The sequence below is a fragment of the Microbacterium sp. DT81.1 genome (genome assembly GCF_049844955.1).
Lineage (GTDB): Bacteria > Actinomycetota > Actinomycetes > Actinomycetales > Microbacteriaceae > Microbacterium.
The window spans coordinates 449,684-469,403 of sequence record NZ_JBNCMA010000002.1 but is presented as its reverse complement, the minus strand read 5'-3'; the positions used below and the strand labels follow the sequence as shown (position 1 = coordinate 469,403).

The window sequence follows — 19,720 nt, the reverse complement described above, 5'->3', positions numbered from 1 at the left end:
AATGGCGCAATGCCCTCGCTCGGCGAACTGATCGCGCCACGCCGGCTCGGCAGCGACTTCCGCTGGCTGATGGCGTCGTCGTGGACGAGCAACATCGGCGACGGGATCGCGCTGTCGGCCGCACCGCTGCTGATCGCCTCGCTGACCTCGTCGCCGCTGCTGGTGGCAGGCGGGGCGATGATGCAGTTCCTGCCGTGGCTGCTGTTCGGGCTGTTCGCCGGATCGGTCGCCGACCACCACGATCGACGCCGGCTCGTCATGCTGGCGGACGGGTCGCGCGCGGTGATCGTGCTGGCCCTGGTCGTCTTCCTGTTCACCGGTCAGGTGAGCGTGTGGGTCGTCCTCGCGACGTCCTTCCTCTATGGCACCGCCGAGGTCTTCGCCGATACGGCGGGGAGCACGCTTCTGCCCATGCTCGTGAAGCCCGCCGATCTGGGGCTCGGAAACGCGCGGTTGCAGACGGGGTTCCTCGTCGGGAATCAACTCGCCGGTCCCCCGCTCGGCGCGTTCCTCTTCGCCATCGGGTCGTTCTGGCCGTTTCTCGTCCAGATCCTCTGCGTGAGCCTGGCCGTCGTGCTCATCTCGCGGATCGCACGCACCCCGATTCCACCGAAGGAGCCGGTGCCGGTGGGGACGAGGCCGCACCCGATCCGCGAGGGCCTGCACTGGCTGCGCGGCAACGCCCCCGTGCGGACCCTCGTGCTGATCATCCTCGTCTTCAACGTGACGTGGGCCGCTCCCTGGAGCATCCTCGTTCTCTACGCGACCGAGCATCTGAACATGGGTGCCGTGGGCTTCGGTGCCCTGACCACGGCGTCGGCCCTCGGCGGGCTGGTGGGCACCGGATCCTTCGGCTGGCTCGAGCGCCACGTGTCCTTCGCCACGCTCATGCGCGTCTGCCTGTCGCTCGAGGTGGTCATGCACCTCTCGTTCGCGCTGACGACGTCGCCGGTCATCGCCTTCGTGATCATGTTCGGGTTCGGCGCCTATGCCTTCGTCTGGGGCACGATCTCGACGACCGTGCGACAGCGCCTCGTGCCGTTGCAGCTGCAAGGGCGCATCGCATCCGTCAACATGGTCGGCGTGTTCGGGGGCCTCGTGATCGGTCAGCTGCTCGGGGGGCTCATCGCCCAGGCGTGGGGTCTCACGGCACCGTGGTGGTTCGCCTTCGCGGGGTCGGCGGTCACCCTCCTGCTGGTGTGGCGCCCGATCTCGCACATCGCAGCCGCTCGCCCGGTGCTCGACACCGGCGAATCTCCGAGCGAGCCGTAGGCACCGGGATCGTGCGTCTCTGCGTCTAGTGACGGCGATGCACGGAGTGCGATGCGAGGAGGCTCTACTCGTCGGATGCGGATGGATGGCGTGCCGCCGACGCGGCTGCCCGCCGGAGGCCGCTCTGCGAAGACGGGAAGCCGTCGATCATGTCTTGAAGCTCCCGGGCATCGACGTCGGCGCCGAACGGATCGGTGCCGGGTTCCAGCCTGACGCCGTCGGCGAGCGTGCCCGCCGCCACGGGGTCGAATCCGAGGTCGTCGACCAATGCGGCGACGGTGTTCACGTCGTCGGCGTCGTTCCCCGCGATGCCGATGGCCTTGCGCCCCGGCTGACCGGGCGGTCGCGCCTCGTCGCCCAGGTCGGCGTAGCTCATGTGGTTGAACGCCTTGACGACCCGCGACCCCCGGAGGTGACCCTGCAGAAGCTCGCTGCTCGAGGTCAGCGGGTCGCGGAACTCCTCGAGCAGCCCGTCCGCCTCCCACCAGTAGTTCGTGGCGTCGATCACGAGCTTTCCGGCGAGTGCGTCGGCGGGGATCGCCCGGTACCTGCGAAACGGGAGGGCGAGGATCACGACGTCGGCACGCTCGGCGGCATCCAGCGCGGTGGTGGCGGTAGCCCCCTCGGCGAGGACGTCGTCGGCCAGTGCGATCCGCTTCGGGTCCCCGGATGCCGCGATGAGCACCTGATACCCCGCACGCGTGGCCAGCCGAGCCAGCACCATGCCGAGCCTGCCGGCACCGATGATCCCGATCACGGGCCGGGCGACGGTCATCCGGCACCTCGGTGCTTCGTCGTGCGGTCGCTTGCTCTGTCGGGGGTGCGGCATATCCTTGCGTCGTGGCCACCCTCGACGATCTGCGCCGCACCGCGACCGAGCTGCCGGGGAGCGAGGAGCGAGCGACCACGGGCGGCGCCGCGTGGTTCGTGCGCCGCAAGCTCTACGCCTGGGAGTGCCACCCGTGGCCGAGCATCCCCGCGGAGGTGCGTGCCATCATCGCGGCCGAGCTCGTCGTGGGCGTGAAGGTCGCCGACCGCTTGGACGCGCTCGCGCTCGTTCACATGGCGCCCGATGTGTTCCTGAGCAGCACGACGCCCTGGGGTGAACCGAAAATCGCCTTCCGTATGGCGGGCATCGACGAGCACCACCTGGCCGAACTCGTCACCGAGGCGTGGCGCATTCAGGCTCCGAGATATCTGCGGGAAGAGTTCGACGACGCCGGCTCCTAGGGGTGCGACCATGGGATGAGGGTGAAGACCTTCAGACGAGTCATACGCCACACGCTAGCCCAGCGCATCCGCCGCAGCAGGCCCGGTCCCGAACCACGATCGAACTGACCGGGCGCGTTCCCGGTCAGTAGCGGATCCGGTACCGGAGATGCGTGACGCCTCCCTCGCCCACCAGAACCCTCAGCCGCTCGAGCTGGCGCTGCTCGGCGCCCAGATGATCGAAGAGCCGGCGGCCCTCGCCGAGCAGAACGGGAACGAGGTGGATCTGCATCTCGTCCAGCACGCCCGCGGCGATCGCCCGCTGCGCGGTGCTCGCGCCATGCACCAGCACGTCCTTCTCGCCGGCAGCGTCGCGCGCGTCGCGGAAGGCCGTCTCGATGACGTTCGTGTAGGTGACCGCCGGCATGCTGCGCGCCCAGTCCGGGATCGGCCGGCGGCTGAGCACCCAGATAGGGACCCCGTCATGGTGATCGCCGTGCCAGCCTTCGGCGGGCTCGAATGTTGCGCGACCGGCGACGACCGCGCCGGTGCACATGAACTCATCCACGATCTGCCTGTTGACGTCGCCCTCGGGAGGAAACACCCACTCATGGAGCCTGTCGCCGCCGTCGCCGAGCCCGTGATCGTCGGTCTCGTTCGGTCCGGCGATGAACCCGTCGAGCGACATCGACATGTACAGCACTGTGCTCCCCACGTGCTAACCGCCTCCCTTCGTAGCGGTGTCGCGCCGGTCGGCGCGACGGATGGGCGCGAACCCGTTCTGGCGCGGCTCGGCGTGGAAATCCCGGATCAGTCGCGCAACCAGGTCCGGCTTCTCCACGATCAGCGCGTGCGTGGACCGCGGCACGATGGCCAGTTCGCCGTCGGGCAGGGCCTCGTACAGCTCGATGAGGTGCTCGAAGCGGACCTCGTCGTCGTCGCCCGAGAGGATGAGCACCGGCACCGTCACGGTGCTGAGCTCTTCGAGGCTGAGGCGCGGCTCGGATCGATGCAGCTCCGCAGACTTACGGACGACCACGTCCCAGTGCTCAGCGCCATCCGGCGACACCTCCGCGTACGCGTCGGCCATGAACTGCGGCGGATCGCCTTCCAGAACGCTCTCGCGCCAGCCCGAGTAGTGCCGAGGCGCACCCCCGAAAACGAGCGTGCGAATGAGATCCGGATGACGCAGGGTGAGGTGCAGCCCCACGATCGCGCCGTCGCTCCAGCCCACCACGTGCGTGTCGTGCACCGGCAGACTTCGAAGCACCCTCGCTATCGAGTCCGCCATGTCGGCGAAGCTCCACGCGCCGGCGGTGTCTGCAGATCTGCCGTGACCCGGTCGGTCGATCGTGATCCGGCGGTATCCGTCGAGGTGGTCCAGAAGCGGCGTCATCGACCTCGAGTCGGTGCCACCCGGATGCAGCACGACCAGCGGTGGCCCCGACCCTTCGTCCGCGTACCAGAGACCTTGCTCGCTCACCATCCAGACACCCTTCCACGGCGGAATCCGGTGGACAAGAACCAACGGGAGTCAGGGATGGGATATGCAGCCGCCGGGCGGCCGGTGCCTTTGCTTCGGGCTAGGCGCGTTCGACCGGCAGCCACAGTTCACAGGTCGCAGTGCTGAAGTCGGCGGCGCGATCGAGCACGGCCACGATCGAGGGGCCCGGCCGCAAGCGCCAAGGGTTGGACGGGAACCAGTCTGTGGCGGTCGTCGCCCACGTCGACTGCAATGACGCCGGGTACGGGCCCGACGTGCGGAACACCGCCCACGTTCCGGCGGGGACCTCGATCGCGGTCAGGTCCTCCGGCACCGGCGTCGTCTCGCCCACGGCGACGCCGTGCAGGTACGTCACCTCGCTGCCCTCCGTGTAGTCCGGCTCCACGTCGGCGCTCACCTGGAGCAGCCCCGCCGGCTCGGAGTCGCTCATCGCCTTCAGGCGGATGTGCTCCGCCGCGGGCAGGGAAGCGATGTGGGCTTGGATGTGCGGGTTGGCGCCGCGGTGGATCAGCGGCACGCGAGCCGAGTGCCCGACCAGCCGGAAAGCCGGTCGCTCTATGATGCGGGTGTCCATGGGGGTGCTCCCTTCTACGGTCAGGCGGAACCTGAGCTGCGGTTGTGTGCGAAGGGGGCCACCGTGCCGGCGCACTTCGCCGGGGCTGACGCCGTGCACCCCCCGGAAGGCTCGACCGAAGGCCTCCGTCGAGCCGTAGCCGTAGCGCACCGCGATCGACAGCAGCTCGCCGTCTCCGAGAACATCGGCTGCGGCGACGGCCATACGACGGCGCCGGATGTACTCGGACAGCGGCATACCGGCCAGCGACGAGAACATCCGGCGGAGGTGGTACTCCGTCGTGCCGAGGCTGCTCGCGAGGCCGGCGATGTCGATCTCGTCGGCGAGGCGGTCCTCGATGAGTCCGACGAGTCGGTTGAGAACTGCGATCACGGCTCCCCCTTCGGCATCCAGCCTGCCCATCGACATCGCCGGGCACCCGATCATCCCTGCCCGAATCGATCATCGGCGCGGTGGCCATGGTCAACTATCCCAACCAAGCCAGGTCTCGCCCAGGGCGAGCCTCACGGATGCCGGATCGCCGGGCCCCGCTCCATGGCGCCGAAATCGGCATACGCTGTGGATGTCGCCCACCGAAGGATCACCGTGTCGTCCCACAACGAGCACTCATCTCCCGGGCACATCCCTGGGCCGGACGAGCCGACCGTTCCGCAGCTCGAGGACGACGAGACCGTCGCCCCTCGCCCGGAGGAAGAGATCGCCGACGTGCTGCGCGCCGAACCCGACGTGGAAGACCACAGCTCGCACCCGGAGTGACGGGGATCTGCGTCGGTCGGGCAATCGTTCAGCTGTGCTCAGCAAGTGCCAGAGTCAGCGCCGCCCTCACTACGCTCTCGGGGTCTCGCATCCCCTTGGCGTCCTCGTTGTGTCCGCTCAAGGACAGCATGATCACGCCATGGGTTGCCGCCCAGATCACGGGTGCGACGTTGTCGAGTCGGTCGGCTGGGAGCAACGCCGCCAACAGCTCACGGAACAGCGCGAAAGCGAGCCCCCCGACGGCGTGCAGGTCGGCGTATTTTGCTTGCGAGAGCGACGCGCTGAAGACCAATGAGTAGAGTTCCGGGTTCTCCAGGGCGGCGCGCACGTAAGCGATGAGGGCGGCGTCAAGACGATGTCGCGGAGACATCCCGTCAGCGACCTCAGTGGCTACGCGCTCGAGCCCCGCAAGACCGGCCTCCGCGACCGCAGCCAAAAGATCATCCTTGTCAGCGAAGTGCCGGTACGGGGCCTGTCGACTCACACCGGCTCGCGCACCGACCTCCCTTAGCGTGACGGCGTTCAGGCCCTCCGCGTCGAGTAGCTCAGCGGCGACGCGAAGAAGCTTGCTGCGGGTTGTCTCGGCCATGGCGACCTCCTAGTTGACGCTGTCAACAGTGTCGACTATAACGAGGTTGACAACGTCAACAAGAGAGTCGATGCATGTCCCTCATCTCCCACACAGACAGGACCGTCCCGGTGACCGTCCAGGCTCGATGCGCGACGAGTCCCGCCAACGCCTTCGCTGTCATCGAACCGGTCGAATTATCCCGGGTCTTTCAGGCCTGGGGGCCCTTTCCGGGCGTCCGAAGGTCCGACAATCAGACCGGCGACTGGGACGCCGTAGGCCAGACTCGCAATCCTGATCTGACGGACGGCTCGACAGCAGACGAGCGTCTCACCGAACTGACGCCTCCTCACAGCTTCGCGTACGAGCTCACGAATTTCACCGGGCCCCTGCGCCACCTCATTGCCGGGGTACGCGGCGAATGGACTTTCACGCCCGACGGCGAGACCACAGTTGTTCGCTGGACCTATGAGTTCAAGCCGCTGCCGGGTCGAGTCGGCTTGTTCCGTCTGGTCGTGGCCCCGCTGTGGCGCTTGTACGCAAAGGCTTCCCTCCAGCGGGCGGTGCGGGCAGCGGAGCACGACGTGCGTGCGAGAGCGTCAGTCTGAGGAAGGGCTGACGACACCGCACAGCAGATTGCAGCGCGTTGGCGGTCTCCCGGACAGGCGGGCGGAATGCGGGGAAGCCGACCGTCCCTCGAGACGCGGTTGTGGAGGAGTCCCTCAGCGGACCTAGGGCCGCGGCACCGCGCGCATGGCGGCGATGGATCGATGGAGCTCTTCCGGCGTCGATCCCAGGGTGCTGAGAACCGAGGCAGCCGCCTCGGCGAAGCCCCGGGTGTCGATGGGCAGGCCGGAGACGCCGGGCACGAGCCCCTTCTCGTTCAGCACCCACCGGCCGGCGAGGGCATGCCACGCGTGGGCGATGATCATGGCCGCCGTCCCGGCACAGAGCGCGACGTAGGCGGCATCCGCGCCCTTCGCTCCCTTCTCCGCGCCGTCGAGGAGGAAGTCCACCTGCCAGAGCCGTTGCAGCATGGCCGCGCGCAACGGCTCGGGATACGGCGTGAGTCCCTCGGCCAGCCCGGCCAGGAGAGCGGTCTCGTCGCACAGCGGCACGCCCATCGCCACCTCGCCCGCGTACGAGACATCCAGAAATCCCAGGGGGTGACCGGGCTGGGTGTGAAACGCGAAGCGACCGAGCCGGGCACGCTCGCACTGCTCGGCGACCCGGCGGGCATCACGGAGAATCCAGTCGACGGCGGTCCCCTCGACCACGAGCCACGCACCGCTCTCGACCCACGGTCCCCACGCGCCGGGCGACGCGACGGTGACGGGGCCGCCGGTCCACCGGGCGGCCAGGCGGTCGAGCGCGACACGGTCGACGTCACCCTCGAAGTACAGGCCCAGGTCGATGTCCGAATCGGGTCGATGGGTGCCGCGAGCGCGGCTCCCGCCCAGGGCGACCGCGCGGACGCCGCCCACGGCGCACAGCTCGCGCGCCATCAGGCGGAGGCGGTCTTCGCTGAGCATGACGGGAGCCTATCGACCACGCGCGCGTCGGGCAGCCGCGCGCGACCGCTACCGCATGCTCGCTCGATCGTCCAGCCCCCACCATCTCGGCACAGGCCGTTCTATGCAGGGAACACCATCTCGAGAGAAAGGATGCATCATGCCCGAAGTTCCCCAGCCCGTCACCGACAACAGCCTCAAAGTGCGCCAGCTGACGCACTATCAGTTCTCCTGGGTCGCCGGAGAGCCTGCAGAGGAGGGCACCTTCACACTGCAGCTGATCCTCGATCAGGGTGCGTGGGAAGAGGTGCTGACGGTCGATGCCGACGACGCAGACGTGCTGCAGGATCTGCTCGCCAATACGGACGATGTCCATTACGACATCCCCCGCCGCACCCTCATGTTCGGCGTCACCAAAGTCGGCCATTGAGCCGCCGGATGCCGGTGCCGTGCCGGTCTGTACCGCGCGGCCCGGCATCCAGGGCTGTCATGTCACCGGCCCGGCGGGCCGATCGCGCTGCGATCGCCCGCTGGGCCGCGCACGTGAGTGAGCGAGCGGCACCTCGTCCAAAGGGTCGCCGGTGTCCACGAAGAGACGACCCTGGGGCGACAGAGCCTCTGCGATGCGCGCCAGTGCGGCCTCGTAGCGATCCGGGTGACGCCCGTCCAGCACCCCCACCCGGCACGCGAACGCGACGTCGAACCGCTCGGATCCGGGCGGCAGCGCGAAGCTCTCGACCTCCGCGCAGAGAACGGAGAGCACTCCACGCTCGATCTCGTCGGCGCAGTGCGTTTCTGTGAGGGCGACGCCCTTGGCTGACCGATCGAGCACCAGTACGTGCCCGCTCTCTCCGACGATCTCGGCCACCGCGCGTGCCGCCGCGCCGGGCGCGCCGCCGATCTCGAGCACCCTGATCCCCGGCTCGAGCGGCAGCGCGTCCACCACCCGGCGCAGACGCGCAGACAGTCGTTCACCCATCGTCACTCCCCCAAGAAGGAGCCGTCCGGAGTCGCATTGGACGATTCTGCTCGAACGGAGCATCCGATGCGACCGCTGCACCCGGCACCCGGAACTAGGGTGAGCCTGTGAAGCGAATGTGGCCGTTCCTCGTGCCTGGCATACTCCTGAGCGTTGTCGGCCTGGTCTGGACCCTGCAGGGCCTCGACGTGCTGGGCGGGTCCGCCATGAGCGGTCAGGCGCTGTGGGCCATCATCGGCCCGATCGTTCTCCTCGTCGGCCTGGTGCTGATCTGGATGGCGATCGCCCGCCGACGCCGCGCCGAGCAGTGATCGGCGACAGCCGCACACCTCCCGTCCGCTGATCCCCGAGCGCCCCCCTGCCGTCTGGCGCGCCGAGGGTCGTGGGAGTATCGTTCGCGACGCCGGGACAGTCGTTCCGTGCGCGGACCCGAACACGAGGATGTCTCATGGCCCCAGGCGATGCCCTCTCCGTGACGACTGCTGGATCGCTTCTCGCAGAGGCGGCGCCGGCAGCATGAGCGAGCCCAAGACGCGTCCGACGGACGCGAACGTGCACGAGTTCCTCGAGGCGGCCGCGACGCCCCGGCGCCGCGAGGAGGGGCTGCGGCTCGCGGAGGTCTTCCGAGAGGTCACCGGCACCGATCCCGTCATGTGGGGTCCCACGATGATCGGGTACGGAAGCTTCCGCTACATCTCGCGCGCGAACCCGCGCACACGCGGGAACTGGCCGAAGACCGGGTTCTCGCCTCGCAAAGCGCAGCTGACCTTCTATGGGCTGAACGACATGCCGGGTTCGGCCGCCCTGCTGCCGAAGCTCGGCACCTACACACTGGGCGCGGGCTGCGTCTACGCCAAGAAGCTCGAGGACATCGATCTGGATGTGCTGCGCGAGCTGATCGCGATCGCCTGGTCGCGCCAGGACGACCCCGAACCGAAATCGTGACTCCGGGTCGACACCTGCGCGCGCGTCACTCTTCGTCGGAGAAGACGCCCACCAGCTCGCCGTCGAGGACGAAGAGCAGGGCGCTGCCCTGTGCGACACGGTCACGGAGGGCCGACGGCGTCGTGGCATCGACGTCCAGCTGCACCGTGGCGGGGAACCCGCCGGCGCGGCATCCGTAGTACACCGGCCCGTTGATCGAGGGTGAATCCGGATCGATGTCCTGTGTGGCCACGACGGTCAGGCACTCGCCGGTTCCATTGCTGAACACGCCCCCATCGGTTCGAACGATCGTCAGGCCGTAGAACTCGAAAACGACGGTCTCCACTCCCAAGCCGAAGAAGTCGCCCGGCAGGTCGACACCGGGCTCGGCACGCAGCGTGGCGATCTGGCGAGCGTCCGGGTCGCGCGAAACAGGCGTGATGGAGGCGACCGCGAAGGTCACGGCGGCCGCGACGGCGGCCGCCACCACCACCGATATCGCCCAAACGGCGGCGATCCGGCGGGAGAGGCGGCGCGATCGAGGAGCGGGTGTCTCGGGAGCCTCCGGAGACCCGCGAAGGGGATCTTCGTCGGCGGAGGCGATCGGCTCGACAGGCGGTGTCGGTGCCTGAGTGGTCACCCGCGCAGGCTCAGCACCGCCACCGGCCGCGTCCGGCGGGGACTCGCTACCCGCGCGAGCGAGTTCCTCCAGCGCTCGAAGCCGCTCCAGCGCAGCGGGATCGTTGCCGATGTCAGCCGATGGGCCGTACGCGCGAGCGCGCAGCATGCGGAGTTCGTCATCGCTCCCGAGGTCCATCGCAAGCATCGTCGCACACATCGGCTCATTCGAAGGAGGTGCGCCGTTCCGGGCCCTCAACTCACCTCGCGGGGCAAGATTCGCCGCCGCCCTGTCGATTTTCGGATCCTTCGTTCGACGCACTAGGTGAGGCGGTGGTCCGCGACGCAGCCGCATCTCCACGACCGACACGCTCGTCGCCTTCACTCTCTGGGAGCCGAAATGAACCTGAAACTGGAGCTCGTACCTGTACCGGTCACCGATATCGATCGCGCCATCCGCTTCTACAACGAACAGGTGGGTTTCGTTCTCGACGTCGACCACGTTCCAGCGGACGGCGTTCGGTTCGTTCAATTCACACCTGTCGGCTCCGCCTGCTCGATCGTGCTCAGTCACGGCGTACCGGCGCTCGACAGGATGGCGCCGGGGAGCGTGCACGGCCTGCACCTGGTCGTCGACGACATCGAGGCCGCCCGCACCGAGCTCCGTGATCGGGGTGTCGATGTCGCCGAGATCATCGATGTCGGCGGTGGAGTGAGGTTTGCGGAGTTCGCGGATCCCGACGGCAACACCCTGCTGCTGCAGGAGATGGCATGGCGCACGGGCGAGAACTTCTGAGTGTGCACCCCCGCCCCGCCAGGCGGGACCGCCTCGACCGGAGTCGTGTGCGCAGGCGGAGTGGGTATCGCTAGGCGCGGCCGAGGAGTACCGTCTGCGGCAGGTGGGATCGTCGTTGCAGCCGATCTTCTGGGGAACGCCGGGGTGTTGTGCTGTGACGCTGTGCGTCCGCCGATTTCCTCGCATTGAAGGGCACCATCATGTTCCGTAAACTCAGCCCGCTGGTCGCCACGCTCCTCGTCGGCGGTCTCCTCCTCGCGGGGGCAGCCCCCGCTCATGCGGAGGTGGTGGAGCGGTACAGCCTCGACTACTCCGAAAGCGGTGTCGTCGACGACTTCTGCGGCGCGGGGCTGCTGGTCGCCTACACCTACGAGCAGACGGGGTCCGGCTCGGTGAAGCTGCGCGGCCAGGACGGCCCGTTCTGGTTCCACGAGAAGTCGAGTGTCACCCGGACGTTCACCTACGACGGGATGACCGTGACTGATATCGAGCCGAACACGGTCGTGAAGGACCAGAAGATCGTCGACAACGGCGACGGGACGCTCAGCGTCACGGTGCTGTACGCAGGAGGCGGGCGGCTCGTCGGAAGCGACGGAAAGATCCTCGCGAAGGGCGACGGCCAGATCCGGATGCTCCTCATCATCGACATCGCCACGGACGAGATCCTCAGCGAAGAGTTGATCTTCGGCTCGACGGGCACCAACGACGACTACTGCGAGGCGATGCTCGCTCACTGGGGCGTCTGACTCGCTACACACGTCGGCGGACGAGGCATCTACGATGTGCTCGTCGACGGTTCAGGTTCAACCGTGGGGACCGCCCTGCGCACGTGGTCGTAGTGGCATGAACAGCACATGCAGGCGCGGCTGCTGCCTCATTACGGGTCGCTCGATCCGAAGATCAAGGATCGGGGAGCCCTGCAAAAGGCGAAGGTCCCCCCGTCGCGGAGGGACCTTCGTAGTCGACGGCGCTGTCACCCTTGGTCGGAAGACCGATCAAACCGGGCCGCATGATGCGTCTCTGGATCTGTCGGGTCAGGTGCCCGGGTAGTACGGGCTGTCGCTCACGCAGTAGATGACGTGACTGAGGCCCTTCTCGGTGCTGGCCGGGTAGGCGACTCCCGCTGTCGGGTTGGCGATCACCGTGTTGGTAGGTCCAGCCTTGAGCACGAGCAGCGTGTACGTCTGTCCGGCCGGCAACGCATCGAGCGTGAAGGTCGTGACGGCCCCGTCCAGTTCGAGTTTGTAGCACGTGTCGTCAGCGACCGTGTACGACTCCCAGTAGCTGGTCTGGTTCTGCGCCGGGTCTGCCGCCGCCTGCGCAGGCGCAGCGATCCCCAAGACCGCGAAGCAGGCTACTGCAGCGGTCGCAAGCAACTTCTTCATTTGATTCTCCCCAGATTCAAATCGCCGAGAACGGTTCCCGACGGCTCCGAGAGGGCCTCCCGGGTAGCGCTGACCGTACGCTCGTTCGTGTGCACCTACAAGAGTCGAGATGCTCGTCGTGTGGACTGATCTACGGGGAAGCGGTTGTCGCCCGTGTGCGCTGGATCGGCGCCGCGACTAGCATGCCGCCCATGACCACTCCGGCCCCGGCCGCATCGGGCTGCCCGCCACTGCGCGGGCCGCAGCGATCGTCACATGGGTGTACGCAGCAGGCTTCGGGCTGCCGGCCGTCCCGATCGCGGTGATCGCCGTCCGGGAGCGCGCACTGCCGTGGTTCCTCGACCTCTTCCCCATGTTTGGCGGGCCATGGTCGAACGCCGGACGCTGGACCGCCTTCGCCTGGCTGCTGGTCGCATTCCTCGGCGTGACGCTTGCCGCGACGTTCGCGGGCGTGCTGCTGTGGCGTGGCCGGCGCTCAGGTGCGATCTTGACGTTTGCTCTCATGCCGGTGGAGGCGATCTTCTGGTGGGGATTCGCTCTGCCGTTCCCGCCGCTCATCGGGGTCGTCCGCGTGGCGCTCGCCGCTGTCGCATGGGGGCGTCTCGCCCGGTGAGTTCACCCGGCGAGACCGATGGTCGACTCAGATCTCGGTAGAGAATCTGCGCAGTTCGCGCACGAACAGTGCGCGGTCGTAGCGGTGCACGACATGATTCGCGCGCGACCGCACGACACGGGTCTGCGGAGCCAGTTCCTGCACGTGGCGAACGTCGTCGTCATCGAGTGCGCCGACCAGGCCATACGGCTCGAGTCGCATCCACCGGGCGTGCATCAGCAGGATCGGCGCGGCGACGGAGCGCAGCGCCTCGGCGTGCGAGAAGTCGCCGTACATCCGTCCGTCGACGAAGGCTCGCGCGAAGTCGGGGTCGAACATCGACAGCGACCGGAACAGATCGCCGAATGAAGCGGGCGCCCACCACGCCGAGAAGCCGGAGGGTTCGCCGGGATGCGCGTTCTCCCACCGACGCACACCGCGGTCGATGAGGTCGACCGCCCAGCCCGGTAAGCGTTTGGTGCGACGCGGGGACACCGGCAGCTCCTGCCCGCGGAAGTAATCGGCGAGCCGGCGGTCCGGTCGCTCGAGTACCTCGACCGCGTGCACGAGACCGCGGTAGACGAACCGGTCGCGGTCGCGGAATCGCGGCCACTCGACAGAGAAGACCGGCGCATCCTCCAGCACCAGCCCGGCCACGGCATCCGGCGCGTTCGCGGCAAGCCACAATCCCAGCACGCCGCCGGAGGAGTTGCCGCTGATGATCGCAGGGCGCTCGACCACCGTCTCGAGGAGCCGCCGCAGCTGAGCACCGACGAGGTCCCACGTATAGCGCCCGGGCGTCCAGGTGGAGGCGCCGTGCCCGGTCACGTCGATCGCGAACACCTGGAAGCTGTCGCTGAGCTCGGCCGCGACGCGCTCGTACGTGCGCCACGTGCCCATCTGAGCGGGAATCAGCACGAGCGGCGGGCCGTTCGCTTGCCCGCGGACGTAGGAAAGACCAACGCCGTCGCCCACATGCGCGATGGACTGCTCGAATCCGCGGTGCTGCAGCCGACCAGGCAACGGCTCGAGTCGGCCTTCGAATGGATTGCTCATGGGGTTCGTCCTCTCGGCGGGCGGGCAACGGCGCGCGCCTGCGGCGGCGATCACGACGAACCGTGTTGCCGCTGGATGGAACAGCAGCCTCGTGCGGAGCCGTTCACGATCACTCTAAGAAGGTGAGTCCGCGCTCAGCCAGCTCTTCACGCAGGATGCGAATCGCATCCCCGTGCCGTGAGCAACCCCCGCGCCCGGCCGTCGGAGTCAGGTCGCGTCCGTCCGGAGCAGACGCCACGTTCCGGCTGCCAAGGCTGCGACAGACCAGGCGATGAGCACGATCGACGACGAGCTGGCCGTCATCCGTGTGTCGCCCGGCCCTTCGCCGAGCAGGAAGAAGAACGCGCCCGATCCTGGCAGCCCCCCGATCACGTGGACCATCCAATCCAGGGGGAACGCCTGCAGAATCAGGGGCAGCACCAGCATCAGCGCGAACACGCTCGTCAGCGCGGCGGCGGTATTGCGTGTCGCGAGGCCCAGCCCGACGGCGAGCAGACCGCCCGTCGCGTAAACGAGGGTCGCCCCAGCGAGGGCAGCGGCCCCCTCTGCCGACCAGAACGTGAGTTGGGGGGCGAAGACCCAGATCACCAGGCTCGCCGCTGTCATGAGCACGAGGCCGAGGCAGGCGGCGGTCAGGACGAGGATGCCGGCTCTGGCGGCCACGACAATGGCTCGCTGGGGCGTCCACTGAAGGGTCGGAATGATGCTCTTGGTCGCGTGATCGGCTGTCGCCGCAACGGTAGTGAGCACGAGGATGGCGAAGAGCCCGAGCAGTCCGAAGATGCCGGCCAGCCTCCAGGGCGATCCCCCTACGGGGGCCGACGCACCCTGGGATACGCCGACGAAGACGGACAGTCCGATCACTCCCGCCGCCGCCCCGAGAACGAACAGCCACGATGAGCGCACCGACCACAGCCGTGTCCACTCGGCCCCGGCGTTTCTACCGAGGATCCCCGTGGCGCTCACGAACGCGCTCCGCGCGTATCGGTCGATGGCGCGTCGTCTCCATGGAACTCCACGGCGTCTTCGGTGAGACGGAGGTAGGCGTCCTCGAGCGAATGGTGCACCTGGGACAGGTGACGCACCGGCAGATTCAGCCTGTGCGTCAGGGCACCCACCTCCGAAGCATCCAGACCGACGATCTCCACTTCTTCCGCTCCCGTACGTATGAACTCGACGGCGCGCTGTCTCAGAGCGACGATGAGCGGTTCCGGCGCCTGCGTCTGCACCCGCACTCGCCGGACACCGAGGGAGCTCAACAGCTCGCCGAGCGGGGCATTGGCGAGAAGGCGGCCACGGCCGATGATGACGATGTGGTCGGCGATCTGCTGCAGCTCGCTCATCAGATGGCTCGAGACCAAGACCGTTCGACCTTCCGCGGCGAGACCGTGCATGAGGCTCCGGATCCACATCACGCCATCGATGTCCAATCCGTTCACCGGCTCGTCGAACACGAGGACACCCGGGTCGCCGAGAAGCGCGGAGGCGATGCCGAGCCGCTGCCTCATGCCCAAGGAGTAGCCCTTGATGCGCCGCCGTGACGCCTCGCCCAGGCCGACCTGCTCGATCACTTCGTCGACACGCGCGCCCGGCAAGCCATTCGAGCGGGCCGCGATGCGCAGATGCGCACGACCGGTGCGTCCGGGATGCATCGCCTCGGCATCCAGCAGCGCTCCGACTTCGCGAAGCGGCTGCCGGATCCGCCGGTAAGGGTGACCGCCGATCAGCGCCTCCCCCGCCGTGGGCCGGTCAAGGCCTGTCATGACGCGCAAGGTCGTGGACTTCCCGGCGCCGTTGGGGCCGAGAAAGCCGGTGACACGGCCTGGGTCCACATCGAACGAGAGATCGTCGACGGCGACCACCTTCCCGTAGGTCTTCGTCAGACCGTGAACCCGGATCACTGATGCACCCGCGAACCCGGGAAGAAGATCGCCCGTCGCGACGCGGTATACAAGCGCTGGGTCATCCAGTACCCTCCTGATCGTTAGACAGCAGGAATCTATCGATAAACACTAGGAATAACAAGTAAGCCGTTGGATGACGATGACTTGGATCGGGAAGCCCGATGATCGTCGCCGCGGTGCGGCGGACGACCACGGTGCGCTGACCGCGCGGGGCTCCTATGATGTCGGCGTGGAGACGCTGAGAGCCGATGTCGTGCAGGACATCCGCTTCGCACGCTCCGCCGACGGCGTGGGGATCGCGTACGCCGTGCATGGCTCCGGACCTCCGCTTCTCATCGATGCGTGCTGGCTCAGTCATCTGCAGTTCGACTGGGAGAGTCCGGTCTGGCGCCATTACCTGGTCGAACTCGGCAAGATCGCGACCGTCATCCGGTACGACGAACGCGGCCACGGTCTGTCGGATCGCAACGTCACCGACCACAGCCTCGAGGCCCGGGTCGCCGACCTGGAGGCGGTCGTCGAGGACGCCGGACTCGACCGGTTCGCCCTTATGGCCATGGCACAGGGCGGTCCGGTCGCGATCGAATACGCCGCGCGGCATCCCGATCGCCTCACCCGCCTGGTGTTCTACGGCAGCTATGCGGGCGCGCAAGCGGGATCGAGCGAAGAAGAGCTGGAGCTCCTGGCCGCGTTCGAGGCCCTCATCCGGGTCGGGTGGGCTCGCCCGACATCCGAGTTCCGTCGCGTGTTCAGCAGCATGATGATTCCGGGAGGCACCGAGGAGCAGATGCGCTGGCTCGATGACCTCCAGAGGATGGCGTGCGACACCGAGACCGCGGTGATCGCGAGGTCGCAGCGTCAGATCTGCGACTCGACCTGGCGCCTGCCCGAGATCACCGCGCCGACCCTGGTCATCCACAGCCGCGGCGACCAGATGAACGAGTTCCATCACGCGCGGGATCTGGCGGCCGGCATCCGTGGCGCACGCCTGGTGGGGCTCGACAGCAACAACCACATCGTGCTCGCCGACGAGCCGGCTTGGCCGGCGTTCCTTCGCGAGATCACTGATTTCCTCGAGCCCGATCGCCAGGCCGCGCCGGGCATCATCGCCGACGACGTCGCCGCCCTGGTGTCGCCGCGGGAACTCGACATCCTCCGGCTCGCGGCCGCCGGGTATGACAACGACGCCATCGCGGCCGAGCTGTTCCTATCGGTGCGCACCGTCGAGCGACACCTGCAGAATGCCTACGCCAAGCTCGGGCTGAGCGGCCGCACGGCCCGCACCGCCGCGGTCGCTCGCCTGCTGTCGAGCGCGTAACGCCTACGCGTCAGCCGCCAACGGCCCTCCGGCCGAGGGGGTTCGTTACGCGTCGGCGCCGATGTGGCGAGGTGTGCCTGATTCCTACCGTGGTGACATGAGCAACCACACAGGAGGAACCCAGATGTCAACCTTTACCAGCACCACCCGGTCCCTGACGGCAACGCCGGAGGATCGGGCACTCAAGGCGAAGCACGCGGCGATGTGGGCGAGCGGAAGCTACCCCACCGTCGTCGACGAGGTCGTCCATACCCTCGGCGGCATCCTCGTCGAGACCATCGACGTGCACGCCGGTCAGCGCGTCCTCGACGTCGCCGCCGGCACCGGAACGTCGGCGATCCCGTCGGCCCGACGCGGAGCCGAAGTGGTCGCGACCGACCTCACACCGGAGCTGCTCGAAGTCGGGCGCGCCGCGGCGGACGCCGAGGGGCTCGCCCTGACATGGCAGACCGCGGATGCGGAGGCGCTGCCATACAGCGACGAAGCGTTCGACGTCGTTCTGTCGAGCATCGGCGTGATGTTCGCCCCGCACCACGAGCTGGCTGCGGCCGAGCTCATCCGCGTGTGCCGCCCCGGCGGAACGATCCGCGTCCTCAGCTGGACCCCCAACGGGTTCATCGGGCAGCTGTTCACCACCATGAAGCCTTTCGCGCCGCCGCCCCCGCCCGGAGCCTCTCCGGCGCCGCTGTGGGGCAGCGTCGAGCACGTCCGCGATCTGTTCGGCGACCGCGTCGAGGAGTTCGTGGCTCGCCAGCAGGCCCTCGTGGTCGATCGATTCACGAGCGGCGCGGAGTTCCGCGACTTCATGAAGGCTAATTACGGCCCCACGATCGCGGTGTACCGCTTCATCGCGGACGACGCGGAGAAGGTGGCCGCGCTCGACGCGGAGATGGCGGCACTCGGGGACAGGTTCCTCGACGGCGGCGTCATGCCGTGGGAGTACCTCATCGTCACCGCGAAGCGTCGCTAGGAGGAGTCATGCATCCGCTGATGTTCATCGACCTCGTGCCCGACAGCCACCAGGTGAGTCGTGACGCCGCCCAACGTCACGCGATCCTGAGCGCCCGCAGGGCCGGCGGCTACCCCCGTCGTCCGGCTCCGGGACGCTGGCGGCTCTTCCCGCAGAGCTGAAATATACGAGCCCCGCGGCTCCCGGTCTTCCGGGAGCCGCGGGGTTCTCGCTAGGCTCGCGACGCGACGTCGGCGGGCCTCATCCACCCTCACGACATCGCTGGACGTCTTGAACGCAGAACCTCGGAGGAATGAGATGGAACCCACGACGGTCCTGGCCTTCGCACTCGCCGCCACGGTCGCGATCGCGATCCCGGGGCCGACCGTCCTCCTGGCTCTGGCGAACGGCTCCCGGTACGGCGTGGGCCGGGCGACCTTCGGGATGCTGGGCGCCGTCGCTTCGGATGTCATCCTGGTCGTCGCTGTCGGCGTCGGCCTCGGGGCGCTGCTCCTCGCCAGCGAAGTCGCCTTCTCCATCGTCAAGTGGGTGGGTGTCGCCTACCTCGCATTCTTAGGCATCCGCATGATGCTGTCCAAGGGTTCCCTCCTGCATGGCGACCCCGCGGCAGATCCGCGCGGCGCGCGCACGGCGGTCTTCGTCAAGAGCTTCCTGGTCTCGGTCACGAACCCGAAGGGGTACCTGTTCGTCGGCGCGCTGCTGCCGCAGTTCATCGCTCCGGCAGCGGCGCCGATCCCGCAGTACATCGTGATCGGCATCGTGTTCTGTGCGCTCGATTTCACCATCATGTTCGCCTACGCCCTTCTCGGCTCACAGGCGATTCGCCTGCTGAGACAACGCGGAGCAATCTGGATCGAACGGGTCTGCGGCGGCGTCCTGCTCGCTCTGGCGTTCTGGCTCGCGTCGTCCCGCCGCGCCGTCACCTGACCTTGGGCTTCGGTCGCCGCGGAGTGGTGGTCGGCCGGGACAGCGATCGCGGCCGGCTCCGACTACGCGGGTCGGCTCGGACCGTACAGCCTCGCAATGTCCTTTGCGTTGCGCCAGCCCTCGTAGGCGGGAAGCTGCGGCCAGCCGTCGGGCGAGTCCTGCCACTCCTCCTGGCGCCCGTATGGCAGCAGGTCGATGAGGGGGAAGGTGTGCGTGAGCTGCTCGGTCCCGCGTCCGTTCGTGTGCCAGGTGCGGTAGACCCTGTCGCCGTCGCGCAGAAACACATTGACGGCGAACCCTCCGCCCGGAGGGGCGTCGACGTCTGCGCCGAACGAACTGCCCGCCGTAGAGTACCACTCCATCCGATTCCCGACCTTGTGGCGGTATGCCAGGGCCTCGCCGATCTCGCCCTGGGTGACGATCACGAATCGGGCGTCGTACGGTTCGAGGAAGTCCAGCCGGGTGAACTGTGCGGTGAAGCCCGTGCAACCGGGGCACTGCCAGTCCTTACCGGGCGACCACATGTGGTGGTACGTGATCAGCTGCCTCTTGCCCTGGAACAGATCGACGAGCCGGACCGGGCCGTCCTCGCTCTGCAGCACGTAGTCCGGCAGCTCGACCATCGGCAGTCGTCGTCGCTGAGCGGCGATCGCGTCGAGCTCGCGCGTGGCCGCCTTCTCGCGAACACGCAGTTCATCCAGCCGGCGGCGCCACTCGGCGGCATCGGTGATGGGGGGAAGCGCCGTGGTGGTCGTTGCATCCATCGGCTCGCCTTTCTATCCGGTGTCGGCCCGCCGCGCGCGGGTGACACATGTGTACGGTGTCCACATGCTATGTTGACAGGGTACACATTCACC

The 19,720-nt window shown here is 67.9% G+C and carries 27 protein-coding genes; 14 read left to right on the top strand and 13 right to left on the bottom strand.

The window, feature by feature from the left end; all coding sequences use genetic code 11:
- The first annotated feature begins 9 nt into the window (after positions 1–9).
- A complete protein-coding gene (locus ACLQ2Q_RS07465; protein WP_425819546.1) occupies positions 10–1,272 on the top strand; it encodes an MFS transporter in 1,263 nt (420 codons plus the stop codon).
- A gap of 64 nt (positions 1,273–1,336) precedes the next feature.
- Here the strand turns inward: ACLQ2Q_RS07465 and ACLQ2Q_RS07460 are convergent, their stop codons facing one another.
- Complete coding sequence (locus tag ACLQ2Q_RS07460; protein WP_425819544.1) at positions 1,337–2,047, bottom strand: NADPH-dependent F420 reductase; 711 nt, start codon at positions 2,045–2,047, stop codon at positions 1,337–1,339.
- A 65-nt stretch (positions 2,048–2,112) separates the two neighbouring features.
- Between ACLQ2Q_RS07460 and ACLQ2Q_RS07455 the strand changes: the two genes are divergently transcribed.
- On the top strand, positions 2,113–2,502 hold the full coding sequence (locus ACLQ2Q_RS07455) for a hypothetical protein (RefSeq protein WP_425819542.1): 390 nt from the start codon (positions 2,113–2,115) through the stop codon (positions 2,500–2,502).
- A 124-nt stretch (positions 2,503–2,626) separates the two neighbouring features.
- Here the strand turns inward: ACLQ2Q_RS07455 and ACLQ2Q_RS07450 are convergent, their stop codons facing one another.
- The 3 genes from ACLQ2Q_RS07450 to ACLQ2Q_RS07440 all read right to left on the bottom strand — a co-directional run bounded on the left by ACLQ2Q_RS07450 (position 2,627) and on the right by ACLQ2Q_RS07440 (position 4,931).
- Entirely contained in the window at positions 2,627–3,196 is a 570-nt protein-coding gene (locus ACLQ2Q_RS07450; RefSeq protein WP_425819540.1) for a dihydrofolate reductase family protein, read from the bottom strand.
- Positions 3,197–3,199: 3 nt separating this feature from the next.
- Complete coding sequence (locus ACLQ2Q_RS07445) at positions 3,200–3,967, bottom strand: alpha/beta fold hydrolase (RefSeq protein WP_425819538.1); 768 nt, start codon at positions 3,965–3,967, stop codon at positions 3,200–3,202.
- 97 nt (positions 3,968–4,064) lie between these two features.
- A complete protein-coding gene (locus ACLQ2Q_RS07440; RefSeq protein ID WP_425819536.1) occupies positions 4,065–4,931 on the bottom strand; it encodes a GyrI-like domain-containing protein in 867 nt (288 codons plus the stop codon).
- A 213-nt stretch (positions 4,932–5,144) separates the two neighbouring features.
- On the opposite strand from ACLQ2Q_RS07440, the gene ACLQ2Q_RS07435 reads away from it, so the two are divergent.
- Positions 5,145–5,315 carry a hypothetical protein gene (locus ACLQ2Q_RS07435; protein ID WP_425819534.1) on the top strand — a complete coding sequence of 57 codons (171 nt, stop codon included), beginning with the start codon at positions 5,145–5,147 and terminating at the stop codon, positions 5,313–5,315.
- Between the two features lie 28 nt (positions 5,316–5,343).
- On the opposite strand, the gene ACLQ2Q_RS07430 is transcribed toward ACLQ2Q_RS07435, so the two are convergent.
- On the bottom strand, positions 5,344–5,904 hold the full coding sequence (locus ACLQ2Q_RS07430; protein ID WP_425819532.1) for a TetR/AcrR family transcriptional regulator: 561 nt from the start codon (positions 5,902–5,904) through the stop codon (positions 5,344–5,346).
- A gap of 74 nt (positions 5,905–5,978) precedes the next feature.
- Here ACLQ2Q_RS07430 and ACLQ2Q_RS07425 point away from each other — a divergent pair, with 74 nt between their 5' ends.
- Positions 5,979–6,491, top strand: a complete 513-nt coding sequence (locus ACLQ2Q_RS07425; RefSeq protein ID WP_425819530.1) for an SRPBCC family protein — start codon at positions 5,979–5,981, stop codon at positions 6,489–6,491.
- Positions 6,492–6,614: 123 nt separating this feature from the next.
- On the opposite strand, the gene ACLQ2Q_RS07420 is transcribed toward ACLQ2Q_RS07425, so the two are convergent.
- Positions 6,615–7,415 (bottom strand): nucleotidyltransferase family protein, encoded by an 801-nt coding sequence (locus ACLQ2Q_RS07420; RefSeq protein WP_425819528.1) that lies wholly within the window; start codon positions 7,413–7,415, stop codon positions 6,615–6,617.
- A 139-nt stretch (positions 7,416–7,554) separates the two neighbouring features.
- On the opposite strand from ACLQ2Q_RS07420, the gene ACLQ2Q_RS07415 reads away from it, so the two are divergent.
- A complete protein-coding gene (locus ACLQ2Q_RS07415) occupies positions 7,555–7,824 on the top strand; it encodes a hypothetical protein (RefSeq protein ID WP_425819526.1) in 270 nt (89 codons plus the stop codon).
- 57 nt (positions 7,825–7,881) lie between these two features.
- On the opposite strand, the gene ACLQ2Q_RS07410 is transcribed toward ACLQ2Q_RS07415, so the two are convergent.
- Positions 7,882–8,373, bottom strand: a complete 492-nt coding sequence (locus tag ACLQ2Q_RS07410) for a methyltransferase domain-containing protein (RefSeq protein WP_425819524.1) — start codon at positions 8,371–8,373, stop codon at positions 7,882–7,884.
- Between the two features lie 116 nt (positions 8,374–8,489).
- Between ACLQ2Q_RS07410 and ACLQ2Q_RS07405 the strand changes: the two genes are divergently transcribed.
- The gene (locus tag ACLQ2Q_RS07405) at positions 8,490–8,684 is read left to right on the top strand and encodes a hypothetical protein (protein WP_425819961.1); all 195 of its coding nucleotides are present in this window, start codon (positions 8,490–8,492) and stop codon (positions 8,682–8,684) included.
- A gap of 205 nt (positions 8,685–8,889) precedes the next feature.
- Positions 8,890–9,318, top strand: a complete 429-nt coding sequence (locus tag ACLQ2Q_RS07400) for a DUF1801 domain-containing protein (RefSeq protein ID WP_425819522.1) — start codon at positions 8,890–8,892, stop codon at positions 9,316–9,318.
- Positions 9,319–9,343: 25 nt separating this feature from the next.
- Here the strand turns inward: ACLQ2Q_RS07400 and ACLQ2Q_RS07395 are convergent, their stop codons facing one another.
- Positions 9,344–10,135: a hypothetical protein gene (locus ACLQ2Q_RS07395; RefSeq protein ID WP_425819520.1), complete on the bottom strand. Its 792-nt coding sequence runs from the start codon at positions 10,133–10,135 to the stop codon at positions 9,344–9,346.
- Between the two features lie 180 nt (positions 10,136–10,315).
- Here ACLQ2Q_RS07395 and ACLQ2Q_RS07390 point away from each other — a divergent pair, with 180 nt between their 5' ends.
- Both ACLQ2Q_RS07390 and ACLQ2Q_RS07385 read left to right on the top strand, forming a co-directional pair.
- Positions 10,316–10,711: a VOC family protein gene (locus tag ACLQ2Q_RS07390; RefSeq protein ID WP_425819518.1), complete on the top strand. Its 396-nt coding sequence runs from the start codon at positions 10,316–10,318 to the stop codon at positions 10,709–10,711.
- Positions 10,712–10,911: 200 nt separating this feature from the next.
- On the top strand, positions 10,912–11,457 hold the full coding sequence (locus ACLQ2Q_RS07385; protein ID WP_425819516.1) for a hypothetical protein: 546 nt from the start codon (positions 10,912–10,914) through the stop codon (positions 11,455–11,457).
- 288 nt (positions 11,458–11,745) lie between these two features.
- On the opposite strand, the gene ACLQ2Q_RS07380 is transcribed toward ACLQ2Q_RS07385, so the two are convergent.
- The gene (locus tag ACLQ2Q_RS07380) at positions 11,746–12,096 is read right to left on the bottom strand and encodes a hypothetical protein (protein ID WP_425819514.1); all 351 of its coding nucleotides are present in this window, start codon (positions 12,094–12,096) and stop codon (positions 11,746–11,748) included.
- Between the two features lie 259 nt (positions 12,097–12,355).
- Here ACLQ2Q_RS07380 and ACLQ2Q_RS07375 point away from each other — a divergent pair, with 259 nt between their 5' ends.
- Entirely contained in the window at positions 12,356–12,709 is a 354-nt protein-coding gene (locus ACLQ2Q_RS07375; protein WP_425819512.1) for a hypothetical protein, read from the top strand.
- A gap of 27 nt (positions 12,710–12,736) precedes the next feature.
- On the opposite strand, the gene ACLQ2Q_RS07370 is transcribed toward ACLQ2Q_RS07375, so the two are convergent.
- From ACLQ2Q_RS07370 to ACLQ2Q_RS07360, 3 genes are all read right to left on the bottom strand, one after another.
- Positions 12,737–13,744: an alpha/beta fold hydrolase gene (locus ACLQ2Q_RS07370; protein WP_425819510.1), complete on the bottom strand. Its 1,008-nt coding sequence runs from the start codon at positions 13,742–13,744 to the stop codon at positions 12,737–12,739.
- Positions 13,745–13,951: 207 nt separating this feature from the next.
- The gene (locus ACLQ2Q_RS07365) at positions 13,952–14,710 is read right to left on the bottom strand and encodes a hypothetical protein (protein ID WP_425819508.1); all 759 of its coding nucleotides are present in this window, start codon (positions 14,708–14,710) and stop codon (positions 13,952–13,954) included.
- Entirely contained in the window at positions 14,707–15,645 is a 939-nt protein-coding gene (locus tag ACLQ2Q_RS07360; protein ID WP_425819507.1) for an ABC transporter ATP-binding protein, read from the bottom strand. Before ACLQ2Q_RS07360 ends, ACLQ2Q_RS07365 begins: the two co-directional genes overlap by 4 nt.
- A 232-nt stretch (positions 15,646–15,877) precedes the next feature.
- Here ACLQ2Q_RS07360 and ACLQ2Q_RS07355 point away from each other — a divergent pair, with 232 nt between their 5' ends.
- The 4 genes from ACLQ2Q_RS07355 to ACLQ2Q_RS07340 all read left to right on the top strand — a co-directional run bounded on the left by ACLQ2Q_RS07355 (position 15,878) and on the right by ACLQ2Q_RS07340 (position 18,863).
- On the top strand, positions 15,878–16,966 hold the full coding sequence (locus ACLQ2Q_RS07355) for an alpha/beta fold hydrolase (protein WP_425819505.1): 1,089 nt from the start codon (positions 15,878–15,880) through the stop codon (positions 16,964–16,966).
- Between the two features lie 97 nt (positions 16,967–17,063).
- Positions 17,064–17,936, top strand: coding sequence for a class I SAM-dependent methyltransferase (locus ACLQ2Q_RS07350; RefSeq protein WP_425819504.1), 873 nt, complete (start codon positions 17,064–17,066; stop codon positions 17,934–17,936).
- Positions 17,937–17,944: 8 nt separating this feature from the next.
- Positions 17,945–18,097, top strand: a complete 153-nt coding sequence (locus tag ACLQ2Q_RS07345) for a hypothetical protein (protein ID WP_425819503.1) — start codon at positions 17,945–17,947, stop codon at positions 18,095–18,097.
- Positions 18,098–18,233: 136 nt separating this feature from the next.
- Entirely contained in the window at positions 18,234–18,863 is a 630-nt protein-coding gene (locus tag ACLQ2Q_RS07340) for a LysE family translocator (protein ID WP_425819501.1), read from the top strand.
- 62 nt (positions 18,864–18,925) lie between these two features.
- Here the strand turns inward: ACLQ2Q_RS07340 and ACLQ2Q_RS07335 are convergent, their stop codons facing one another.
- The gene (locus ACLQ2Q_RS07335) at positions 18,926–19,627 is read right to left on the bottom strand and encodes a DUF899 domain-containing protein (RefSeq protein WP_425819499.1); all 702 of its coding nucleotides are present in this window, start codon (positions 19,625–19,627) and stop codon (positions 18,926–18,928) included.
- Positions 19,628–19,720 lie beyond the last annotated feature (93 nt).

Excerpts from the sequence above, each read along its gene's own strand:
- ACLQ2Q_RS07465 (WP_425819546.1), top strand. The coding sequence starts at position 10 with ATGCCCTCGCTCGGCGAACTGATCGCGCCACGCCGGCTCGGCAGCGAC.
- ACLQ2Q_RS07460 (WP_425819544.1), bottom strand. The coding sequence starts at position 2,047 with ATGACCGTCGCCCGGCCCGTGATCGGGATCATCGGTGCCGGCAGGCTC.
- ACLQ2Q_RS07445 (WP_425819538.1), bottom strand. The coding sequence starts at position 3,967 with ATGGTGAGCGAGCAAGGTCTCTGGTACGCGGACGAAGGGTCGGGGCCA.
- ACLQ2Q_RS07430 (WP_425819532.1), bottom strand. The coding sequence starts at position 5,904 with ATGGCCGAGACAACCCGCAGCAAGCTTCTTCGCGTCGCCGCTGAGCTA.
- ACLQ2Q_RS07425 (WP_425819530.1), top strand. The coding sequence starts at position 5,979 with ATGTCCCTCATCTCCCACACAGACAGGACCGTCCCGGTGACCGTCCAG.
- ACLQ2Q_RS07420 (WP_425819528.1), bottom strand. The coding sequence starts at position 7,415 with ATGCTCAGCGAAGACCGCCTCCGCCTGATGGCGCGCGAGCTGTGCGCC.
- ACLQ2Q_RS07415 (WP_425819526.1), top strand. The coding sequence starts at position 7,555 with ATGCCCGAAGTTCCCCAGCCCGTCACCGACAACAGCCTCAAAGTGCGC.
- ACLQ2Q_RS07410 (WP_425819524.1), bottom strand. The coding sequence starts at position 8,373 with ATGGGTGAACGACTGTCTGCGCGTCTGCGCCGGGTGGTGGACGCGCTG.
- ACLQ2Q_RS07405 (WP_425819961.1), top strand. The coding sequence starts at position 8,490 with ATGTGGCCGTTCCTCGTGCCTGGCATACTCCTGAGCGTTGTCGGCCTG.
- ACLQ2Q_RS07400 (WP_425819522.1), top strand. The coding sequence starts at position 8,890 with ATGAGCGAGCCCAAGACGCGTCCGACGGACGCGAACGTGCACGAGTTC.
- ACLQ2Q_RS07395 (WP_425819520.1), bottom strand. The coding sequence starts at position 10,135 with ATGTGTGCGACGATGCTTGCGATGGACCTCGGGAGCGATGACGAACTC.
- ACLQ2Q_RS07390 (WP_425819518.1), top strand. The coding sequence starts at position 10,316 with ATGAACCTGAAACTGGAGCTCGTACCTGTACCGGTCACCGATATCGAT.
- ACLQ2Q_RS07385 (WP_425819516.1), top strand. The coding sequence starts at position 10,912 with ATGTTCCGTAAACTCAGCCCGCTGGTCGCCACGCTCCTCGTCGGCGGT.
- ACLQ2Q_RS07380 (WP_425819514.1), bottom strand. The coding sequence starts at position 12,096 with ATGAAGAAGTTGCTTGCGACCGCTGCAGTAGCCTGCTTCGCGGTCTTG.
- ACLQ2Q_RS07370 (WP_425819510.1), bottom strand. The coding sequence starts at position 13,744 with ATGAGCAATCCATTCGAAGGCCGACTCGAGCCGTTGCCTGGTCGGCTG.
- ACLQ2Q_RS07350 (WP_425819504.1), top strand. The coding sequence starts at position 17,064 with ATGAGCAACCACACAGGAGGAACCCAGATGTCAACCTTTACCAGCACC.
- ACLQ2Q_RS07345 (WP_425819503.1), top strand. The coding sequence starts at position 17,945 with ATGCATCCGCTGATGTTCATCGACCTCGTGCCCGACAGCCACCAGGTG.
- ACLQ2Q_RS07340 (WP_425819501.1), top strand. The coding sequence starts at position 18,234 with ATGGAACCCACGACGGTCCTGGCCTTCGCACTCGCCGCCACGGTCGCG.
- ACLQ2Q_RS07335 (WP_425819499.1), bottom strand. The coding sequence starts at position 19,627 with ATGGATGCAACGACCACCACGGCGCTTCCCCCCATCACCGATGCCGCC.